The 9,872-nt window shown below is 51.1% G+C and carries 5 protein-coding genes, 1 tRNA gene, 2 rRNA genes and 1 riboswitch; of the genes, 6 read left to right on the top strand and 2 right to left on the bottom strand.

Annotated elements, in window-relative coordinates:
• Nucleotides 1–80 precede the first annotated feature (80 nt).
• The 4 genes from rrf (BZJ17_RS13475) (at nt 81) to metA (ending at nt 1,625) form a co-directional block, all read left to right on the top strand.
• Nucleotides 81–196 (top strand): 5S ribosomal RNA (gene rrf / locus BZJ17_RS13475).
• A 97-nt stretch (nt 197–293) separates the two neighbouring features.
• Nucleotides 294–369, top strand: a tRNA-Thr gene (locus BZJ17_RS13470).
• A gap of 7 nt (nt 370–376) precedes the next feature.
• Nucleotides 377–492: ribosomal RNA gene (rrf, locus tag BZJ17_RS13465) — 5S ribosomal RNA — on the top strand.
• 185 nt (nt 493–677) lie between these two features.
• On the top strand, nt 678–1,625 hold the full coding sequence (gene metA, locus BZJ17_RS13460) for a homoserine O-succinyltransferase (protein ID WP_077457974.1): 948 nt from the start codon (nt 678–680) through the stop codon (nt 1,623–1,625).
• 45 nt (nt 1,626–1,670) lie between these two features.
• Here metA and BZJ17_RS13455 read toward each other — a convergent pair whose 3' ends face one another.
• Complete coding sequence (locus tag BZJ17_RS13455) at nt 1,671–2,963, bottom strand: sodium:proton antiporter (RefSeq protein ID WP_077641072.1); 1,293 nt, start codon at nt 2,961–2,963, stop codon at nt 1,671–1,673.
• Between the two features lie 169 nt (nt 2,964–3,132).
• Here BZJ17_RS13455 and metH point away from each other — a divergent pair, with 169 nt between their 5' ends.
• Nucleotides 3,133–6,810, top strand: a complete 3,678-nt coding sequence (metH, locus tag BZJ17_RS13450; RefSeq protein ID WP_108743825.1) for a methionine synthase — start codon at nt 3,133–3,135, stop codon at nt 6,808–6,810.
• A gap of 39 nt (nt 6,811–6,849) precedes the next feature.
• Here the strand turns inward: metH and lysC are convergent, their stop codons facing one another.
• Nucleotides 6,850–8,235 (bottom strand): lysine-sensitive aspartokinase 3, encoded by a 1,386-nt coding sequence (gene lysC / locus BZJ17_RS13445; protein WP_077641071.1) that lies wholly within the window; start codon nt 8,233–8,235, stop codon nt 6,850–6,852.
• An 85-nt stretch (nt 8,236–8,320) separates the two neighbouring features.
• A riboswitch (Lysine riboswitch) is annotated at nt 8,321–8,505 on the bottom strand.
• Between the two features lie 227 nt (nt 8,506–8,732).
• On the opposite strand from lysC, the gene BZJ17_RS13440 reads away from it, so the two are divergent.
• Nucleotides 8,733–9,866 (top strand): alanine--glyoxylate aminotransferase family protein, encoded by a 1,134-nt coding sequence (locus BZJ17_RS13440; protein WP_077641070.1) that lies wholly within the window; start codon nt 8,733–8,735, stop codon nt 9,864–9,866.
• Nucleotides 9,867–9,872: the final 6 nt, after the last annotated feature.

Genomic DNA, 9,872 nt, shown 5'->3' with positions numbered 1-9,872 from the left:
AATTTATCAAATACATCCTTGTATTTGACCCTGACGGGCCGCACTGAAGTGCATTAAATTTTGTTCCAGACAAAATTTTGCTTGGCGACCATAGCGCTTTGGACCCACCTGATTCCATGCCGAACTCAGTAGTGAAACGAAGCAGCGCCGATGGTAGTGTGGGGTCTCCCCATGTGAGAGTAGGACATCGCCAGGCTTGCTTTCTTGTTTTCAGATTTTTTGAAAAAATCTGAAGGCAAAAACGAATTGAAGTATCAAAGCAGATTGACGTAAGACTTTGGTAAAGCGTTTTCGCTGATATAGCTCAGTTGGTAGAGCGCACCCTTGGTAAGGGTGAGGTCGGCAGTTCAAATCTGCCTATCAGCACCAGTATTTTCTTGGCGGCCATAGCGTAACGGCACCACCTGAACCCATGCCGAACTCAGAAGTGAAACGTTGCTGCGCCGATGGTAGTGTGGGGTCTCCCCATGTGAGAGTAGGTCACTGCCAAGAGTTATTTTTAAGCCCTCCGCATTCGCGGAGGGCTTTTTCGTTTTTACGTATTGTCCTTCCATACCGATTCCTTTCTATTCTCAATAGAGTATTGCTTTATCCCACTTGATTATTGCTTGAGCTCCATAATGGGCTGCGTTATGTTATTAGATATCTGGACGTCTAAACATCTCTAGGAGGCAGTGATGCCGATTAAAATTCCGGACCAACTTCCCGCGACCAATATTCTGCGGCGTGAAAATATCTTTGTGATGACAGAAACGCGCGCGGTAAGCCAAAACATCCGTCCGCTGAAAGTCCTGCTTCTAAATCTGATGCCAAAGAAAATCGAGACAGAAACGCAATTTATGCGCCTGCTCTCTAATAGCCCTTTGCAAGTGGATGTTGAGCTTTTACGGATAGACAACCGACCAAGCAAGAACACGCCGACTGAACATCTTGATACCTTCTATCGCCAGTTTGAGGCTGTGCGGGGGCGTAACTTTGATGGTTTGATTGTGACAGGCGCGCCTCTCGGCTTAGTGCAATTTGAGGACGTGATTTACTGGGAGCATTTACAGGATGTGATGAATTGGGCACACCAACATGTCACCTCCACACTCTATATCTGTTGGGCAGCGCAAGCAGGATTAAAGCTACTTTACGATTTGCCTAAGAAAACCCGCAAAGAAAAGCTATCAGGTGTTTATCGCCATCAGGTAAATAGGGAGTTATCTAAGCATCCGCTATTACGCGGCTTTGATGATAGCTTCTTAGCGCCTCATTCACGTTATGCAGACTTTTCTCCCCATTATTTGGATGAACATACCGATCTGGATATCTTAGCCACCTCTAATGAGGCGGGTACGTATCTGGCCGCGACCAAAGATAAGCGCAATGTGTTTGTCACTGGGCATCCTGAGTATGATGCGCATACCTTGCATGATGAGTATCACCGTGATTTAGAGGAAGGGATGGAGCCGGTGATCCCCATTAACTATTATCCGGATGACGATCCTTCTCAGCCACCGTATGTGAGCTGGCGCAGTCACGGGCATCTGCTGTTTGCGAATTGGCTGAACTATTGTGTCTATCAGCAAACCCCCTTCGACTTGGATACATTTTCAGCGTCTAACTTTACGCTTGATGAATAATAAAGGCGCCATCTGGCGCCTTTATGATAGACAAAGGAGCGGAGTTCATTGAAGGCGCTTGTCCATCTCGTCTTGAGCTGCGTTTGCTTTATCAACCATGCCGGTCATGGTTGAGCCTTGTACCAAAATAGAAAACACCACCACCGCGTAAGTCATCACCAAAATCAGCTCTCTGACATCGATTTGTTTTTCTGGGACCACAATAATGCCGGCTGGTACCGCCATGGCCATGGCCAAGGCGAGGCCTCCACGCAATCCTCCCCATGTGAGAATGCGCACAGCCCACGGGTTATATTCGCGAAAGCATCGGAAACCGAGATAGCAGGCTTTGACACTCAAATAGCGAGCCGCTAGCACTAAAGGCACGACACAACCCATTACAATCCAGTCCTCTTCATGAAAGGTGATTTGCAACAAGCTTAAGCCGATGAGCAAGAACAGTAAGCTGTTAAGAAATTCATCGACCAGTTCCCAGAAATGGTCGAGGTGATCTTCACTCTCTTTGGAAAAGCCAATAAAGCGGGTCCAGTTACCGATCATGATCCCGGAGACGACCATTGCCAGTGGTCCGGAAACATGCAGCATATCGGCGAGCACATAGCCTGCACTGGGAATGGCTAAAGTGAGTAACAGCTCCATGGAGTGATCGTTAGTGGCACAAATCAAACGGTGAAAGGCATAGCCTAAAACTAGGCCGTAACATATGCCGCCAATCGCTTCTTGCGCAAACAGCGACAGGGTGCCCGCCAAGGTTGGGTTTTGGTGTCCGAATGCGAGGGTGAAAATAGTCACAAACACCACCAAGCCAAAACCATCGTTAAACAACGACTCGCCTTCGATTTGGGTGGTAATACGCATGGGGGCATGTAATTTTTTGACAATCGCAAGCACGGCAATGGGGTCCGTGGGTGAGATCAGGGCGCCGAAAAGTAAGCAGTAAATATAATCAAATTGTACCCCAATCAGTTGGAACACGCCCCACACACCAGATCCCACTAAAAACACGGAGATCAGTGTCGCACCGAGTGCAAGAGTGGTGATTTCCCATTTTTGGTCTGAAAACGAAGGCAGTTTGACGCCCAGCCCTCCAGCAAAAAGTAGAAAGCCAAGCACGCCCTCAAGGAGAAACTCCTCAAAATGAATATCCCCTAAGGTTTGCGCGGCAATCGCCTTTAGAGGCAGGGCTTGATACTGACCGGCAATCACTATCCCTAAAGACAGTAAAAGTGCACCCGCCGTGATTGCGATGGTGGTTTGGACGCGGCTAATTTTACTGTTAATAAACGCGATGATAATGGCGGCAGCGGCCATAAAGCTGAGGATAGCGTAGGTTGACATACATCATTCCTGATACGGCTAGGGAGTGGAAAAAAGAGTTACAAAATATTAATAGAAATCGCTTCCAAAACGAACAGCAGATTTGAAATAGATCAATATTAATTCATTTAAATAGACGTCTAGATTTCCATTTTCGCTGTGGTAGGATGAAATTATCGCAATGAGGAAGATGATAAGCGTAATGAGTATGGACCGACTGACACAGCAACTGCGCGAACGTATTTTGGTAATCGATGGTGGTATGGGCACCATGATTCAGGGGCTAGGGCTCAATGAGGCCGATTATCGTGGCGCGCGTTTTAAAGATTGGCACTGTGATGTAAAAGGTAACAATGACCTTTTGGTGCTGACTCAGCCCGATAAAATCGCTGCCCTACATAGTGATTATCTGGCTGCGGGCGCGGACATTATTGAAACCAATACCTTTAACGCCACCCAAATCGCGATGGCCGATTACGACATGCAAGCGCTGAGTGCGGAAATCAACTTAGCGGCCGCTCGGCTTGCGCGTGAGGTTGCTGATACGTGGACGGCGAAAACGCCAACTAAACCCCGCTTTGTCGCGGGTGTGTTAGGGCCCACTAACCGAACGTGCTCGATCTCACCGGATGTGAATGACCCGGGCTTTCGCAATGTCAGTTTTGATCAGTTAGTCGACGTGTATGCTGAGTCTACCGAAGCCCTCATTGAGGGCGGTGTAGATATCATCATGTTGGAGACCATCTTTGATACCTTGAATGCCAAAGCCTGTGCGTTTGCGGTGGAGAAGGTCTTTGATGCTCGTGGTTCACGCCTGCCCATTATGATCTCTGGCACTATCACTGATGCATCTGGGCGTACCTTATCCGGACAAACCACCGCCGCTTTTTATCACTCGTTGCGTCATGTCGAGCCACTGTCTTTTGGCTTGAACTGCGCGCTCGGGCCGGCGGAATTGCGCCAATACGTTAAAGAGCTGAGCGACATTTGTGAGGGCTTTGTCTCTGTCCACCCGAACGCGGGGTTGCCCAACGCCTTTGGCGAATATGATCTCTCTCCTGAACAGATGGCGACGCACATTGATGAGTGGGCGGCATCTGGCTTTATCAACTTGGTCGGTGGCTGTTGCGGGACCACCCCCGAACATATTCAAGCGATCAGTGATGTTGTTGCGACGCATCCTCCTCGCCCCTTGCCGGCTCATCCCGTCGCCTGTCGCTTATCTGGACTCGAGCCACTCACCATTAATGCCGATAGCTTGTTCGTTAATGTGGGTGAGCGCACCAATGTGACCGGCTCAGCACGCTTTAAACGTTTAATCGTTGAAGAGCAATATGACGAAGCGCTTGAAGTGGCATTGCAGCAAGTGGAAAACGGCGCCCAAATCATCGATATCAATATGGATGAGGGTATGTTGGATGCCGAAAAGGCCATGGTGCGATTTCTCAATCTTTGCGCGGCCGAGCCGGATATCGCCCGTGTGCCTGTGATGATTGACTCCTCCAAATGGGAGGTGATTGAAGCTGGCCTCAAGTGCATTCAAGGGAAAGGCATCGTCAACTCTATTTCGCTCAAAGAAGGAGAAGAAGCCTTTCTTCACCAAGCACGTTTGGTCCGTCGCTATGGTGCAGCGGTGATAGTGATGGCGTTTGATGAGCAAGGACAGGCCGATACTCAGGCACGAAAAGTAGAAATCTGTACGCGGGCCTATCATCTTCTGGTCGAGCAAGTCGGTTTTCCGCCGGAAGACATTATCTTCGATCCCAATATCTTTGCGGTTGCCACCGGCATTGATGAGCACAATAACTACGCGGTCGACTTCATCAACGCCGTGGCTGATATCAAGCAAACTTTACCGCATGCCATGATCTCGGGCGGGGTCTCAAATGTGTCGTTTTCGTTTCGAGGCAACAACCCCGTCCGTGAGGCTATTCATGCGGTGTTTTTGTATCACTGCATCAAAAATGGCATGGACATGGGGATCGTCAATGCGGGCCAGTTAGCCATCTATGATGATTTGCCTGAATCGCTTCGCTTGGCAGTAGAAGATGTGGTGCTCAACAAAGATGATGGCGCCACGGAGCGTTTATTGGAGATCGCCGACAGCTATCGTGATAGTGGTGAGAGCGAAGTCGCGGAAACCGCGGAGTGGCGCAGCTGGCCAGTGGAAAAGCGGCTGGAACATGCACTGGTCAAAGGCATTACAGAATTTATTGTTGAAGATACCGAGCTGGCTCGCGCGGCAGCGAGTAAACCCCTAGAAGTCATTGAAGGCCCGTTGATGGCAGGCATGAACGTGGTTGGGGACTTGTTTGGTGAAGGCAAGATGTTCCTGCCTCAGGTGGTGAAGTCGGCACGGGTGATGAAGCAAGCGGTGGCCTACCTTGAACCTTACATCAATGCAGAAAAGCAGCAAGGGCAGACCAATGGCAAGATCCTGCTCGCCACCGTCAAAGGCGATGTACACGACATTGGCAAAAACATTGTTGGCGTGGTGCTGCAGTGTAATAACTTTGAGATTATTGATCTCGGTGTGATGGTGCCGACCGATAAGATCCTGTCGGTGGCCCGAGAAGAAAACGTCGACATTATTGGTCTGTCGGGTCTGATCACCCCATCGTTAGATGAGATGGTGAACGTGGCGAAAGAGATGGAGCGACAAGGGTTTGATATTCCTCTGTTGATTGGCGGTGCGACCACCTCCAAAGCCCATACCGCGGTGAAAATTGAGCAGCATTACCATGCGCCCGTGGTCTATGTACCCAACGCGTCGCGTGCGGTTGGGGTGTGCTCCTCGTTATTATCCGAGACGCAGCGACCTGATTTTGTCGCGCGTTTGGCCAAAGAGTATGACACTGTGCGTGAGCAGCATCAGCGTAAAGCGCCCCGCACGCCACCGGTGACCTTGGAGCAGGCTCGCGATAACAAGTGGCAAACGGATTGGGCAAACTATATGCCTCCGCAACCGGCGAAGCCAGGCATCCATGTTTACGATGATGTCTCGATAGCGACCTTACGTCAGTATATCGACTGGACGCCTTTCTTTATGACGTGGTCTCTCAGTGGCAAATTCCCCGCGATTTTGGATCACGAGCTGGTGGGGGAGGAAGCCCGTCGCTTGTATCAAGACGCCAATGCTTGGCTCGATCGTTTCGAGGCAGAAGGCTTGGTAGCGGCAAAAGGGGTGTGTGGCCTCTTTCCTGCCAATAGCGTGGATGATGATATTGAAGTGTATACCGACTCGTCACGACAAACGGTGAGCACGATATTGAATCACTTGCGTCAGCAAACACAAAAGCCGCGTGGTGCGAACTATTGCTTATCAGACTTTATTGCGCCGAAAAGTAGCGGTCAGGCGGATTGGATTGGTGCGTTTGCGGTGACAGGCGGCATTGGTGAGTCTGCTTTGGCGGAAGAGTACAAAGCGAAAGGGGATGACTACAACGCGATCATGATCCAAGCGGTGGCGGATCGACTCGCAGAAGCCTTTGCGGAATATCTTCACCAGCAAATTCGGATCACCTTGTGGGGGTATGCGCCCGATGAGACGCTTGATAACGACGCCCTGATCCGCGAACAATACCAAGGGATCCGGCCAGCGCCAGGTTATGCCGCCTGTCCTGAACACAGTGAGAAAGGCAAGATTTGGCAATTGCTATCGGTAGAAGCGCATACGGGGATGACACTTACCGAAAGCTATGCCATGTGGCCGGGCGCGTCGGTTTCGGGTTGGTATTTTTCCCATCCAGAGTCACGTTACTTTGCGGTAGCGAAAATTCAAAACGATCAACGTGATAGCTACGCGGCACGTAAAGGCTGGTGTCTTGAGGAAGCTGAAAAGTGGCTAGGCCCTAATCTTAATGCCTAACCGAGAAAAGCCAGCGCGCGCTGGCTTTTCTTTTGGGTGTTACTCAAAAAGCTGTGTATGTAAACGCTGCACTACCTCGGTGGCACTGTCGTCATCAACCACCATACAGACATTGTGATTACTCGCGCCATAACAAATCATGCGCAAGGTGGCGGTATCTAAGGCGTTAAATACCGGCGTCACCGCCCCCGGAGTATGACGCATCTCATTACCAATTAAGGCGACCACGGCCAAGTGTTGGCAAACGTCAACATGGCACAAGGTCGAGAGTTCCTCCAAGGCGGCATCAGGCAAACGGGGCACCTCACCTTGTGTATTGGTTTGATCGAGCGTCAAAGACACACTGACTTCGGAGGTAGTGATCAGATCGACGGAGATCTGATAGCGCGCTAGGATCGCGAAGACGTTGGCAAGAAAGCCATACGCTTGGAACATCGTCAAACTGGTCAAGGTCACCATGGTTTGATTTCGGCGTAACGCAATGGCGCGGAATAGGGGGGATGATTCCGCGTGTTCTCGGATCCAAGTCCCGCCTTTTTCCGGCGCACAGGCCGCCCCGACAAAGACAGGAATATGCTGGCGTACCGCGGGTAATAGCGTGGACGGGTGGAGCACTTTGGCGCCAAACGTCGCCATCTCCGATGCTTCACTAAAGCTGATCTCAGCAATAGGACGTGCTTTGGCAGCGAGGCGTGGGTCGGTAGTATAAATGCCCGGTACATCGGTCCAAATCGCCAAGCTTGTTGCCCCGAGCGCTTCGGCAAACAAAGCGGCACTGTAGTCGCTGCCTCCTCGGCCAAGAGTGGTCGTTCGTCCTTCTTTGTCGGCACCGATAAATCCTTGGGTCACGAGAATGTGATTGTCTAGCTGCGCATTCAAGCGCTGACACTGTTGCTGAGTCAGGGCGATATCTGGAATAGCGTGACCAAATTGGCTATCCGTTTTCAAATATTCGCGGGCATCAATCCGAGCTGCTGGCAGGCCAAGGTGGACGAGCAAGCGAGTAAACAGGTGCGTAGAGGTAAGCTCGCCACAGGCAACCAAGGCATCGGTAAGCGCTTCGCTCGGGGCCTCACAGGCTTGCTCACTCAAGGAGATAATCTGCTGGTGGAGCGTTCGCACTGCTTCTTGGGTGTGATGACAAGCGGGCAAAGCTGCCAGTATTTGCTGGTGGATAGCGTCTATTGCATCCAGTGTGTTTTGGCGTAAGACATCGTTTTTTATGCCTTGGGCTAAGGCGACAAGATGGTTGGTGACGCCGGCACATGCGCTAATCACTACAAAACGGGTCTCGGGGTGGCGCATAATCACTGCGGCACTTTGTTGCATGGCGGCAAAGGTGCCAACACTGGTGCCGCCAAATTTAGCGACTGAAATAGATGGTAACGGGTTCACGTCCTTTTCCCCTTTTGAGCTCGTGCTCATTGATTCAACATATTTAAAAGTCAGTGGGGAACATCAGAAGTCACGTCGCAAACGCGAGCAAAAAGGAAGAGCAAACGGCAGGCATTCTGCCAGAAGCGCTCCACCTGTCTGTCCAAATGGATGACAAGTGACAGCCTGAAGGATTCAGCCTTCATGGCCGGCGGCTCCTTACCCTGTCGGAACCCCCTCGGCATCGCCTCCCCTGATTATCACGCCTTGGAGTAGGGCTCCGCGTGATAACTGCCTSAGTGATGCACCTCTTCTGTATGTTCGGCCATGTGTTGATCCACATGGTGAGTGGTTACATTACGGGCGCTGGTGAGTGGTTGTCAACCGCCAATTGAGTTGCAAAGCGACGATCAGGCACCTATGTCGCTGCTATCCGCCACCTGTTGAATATGCGCTCTAGCACGTAAGTTCGCAATGTGACAATGGGGCGATGAACACAAAGTATGCTATAACGGAAAGCGCAAATTTAGCAGACACAAGGATAGGTTATGGCAACTTCAATTTCCGATATCCGCTCATTTCAGCCGATAGAGCGCACCCTGATGGGCCCTGGCCCGTCTGATATTTCTCCGCAAGTGTTGCAGGCGTTGAGTCGTCCGACGTTGGGACACCTCGATCCCCTTTTTATTGCGATGATGGATGAGGTCAAACAGCTCTTACAATATGCCTTTCAGACCGAGAATCCGTTTACCATTGCGGTCTCTGCCCCCGGGAGTGCAGGAATGGAAGCGTGCTTCGTTAACCTTGTAGAGCCCGGTGATACCGTGATTGTCTGTCGCAATGGGGTGTTTGGCGACCGAATGCGAGAAAACGTTGAACGCTGTGGTGCACACGCGGTGATGGTTGACGATGCATGGGGCGAGCCTGTCAGCCCTGAAAAGGTGGAAGCGGCATTAAAAGCGCACCCAGAAGCTAGCATCGTCGCGTTTGTTCATGCTGAAACCTCCACGGGCGCTTGCTCAGATGCGCAAACACTGGCGACGCTGGCGCGCGAGCACGGCTGCCTTACCATTGTTGATGCCGTAACATCACTTGGCGGTGTACCCTTGAAAGTCGATGAATGGCAACTTGATGCGGTCTACTCTGGTAGTCAGAAATGCTTGTCATGTGTTCCGGGCCTATCGCCGGTCACCTTCTCAGCGCGTGCCGTTGAAAAAATGCAAGCGCGCACCCACAAGGTGCAAAGCTGGTTTCTCGATCAAAGCTTAGTGCTGGGCTATTGGAGCGGTGACGGCAAACGCAGTTATCACCATACTGCACCGGTCAATAGTCTGTATGCGTTACATGAATCATTGCTCAAGTTATATCAAGAGGGAATTGAGAACGCTTGGCAGCGTCATCGAACCATGCATCAACGCTTAAAAGCGGGGTTGGACGATTTAGGTATCCGCTTTGTGGTGGATGAGCCTTATCGCTTGCCGCAATTSAACGCGGTGTATATCCCGGATGGCGTCGATGATGGCGCGGTACGCCAACATTTGCTCAACACCTATAACCTCGAAATCGGTGCTGGCTTGGGCGATCTCGCTGGTAAGGCATGGCGAATTGGCTTGATGGGTTACAGTGCGCGTGAAGAAAACATCGCGCTATGCTTAAAAGCACTGGGCGACGCACTGCGCTAAGCGTAC

Source organism: Salinivibrio sp. IB574 (genome assembly GCF_001996205.1).
GTDB lineage: Bacteria > Pseudomonadota > Gammaproteobacteria > Enterobacterales > Vibrionaceae > Salinivibrio > Salinivibrio proteolyticus.
This window is presented reverse-complemented; position numbering and strand designations above follow the sequence as displayed.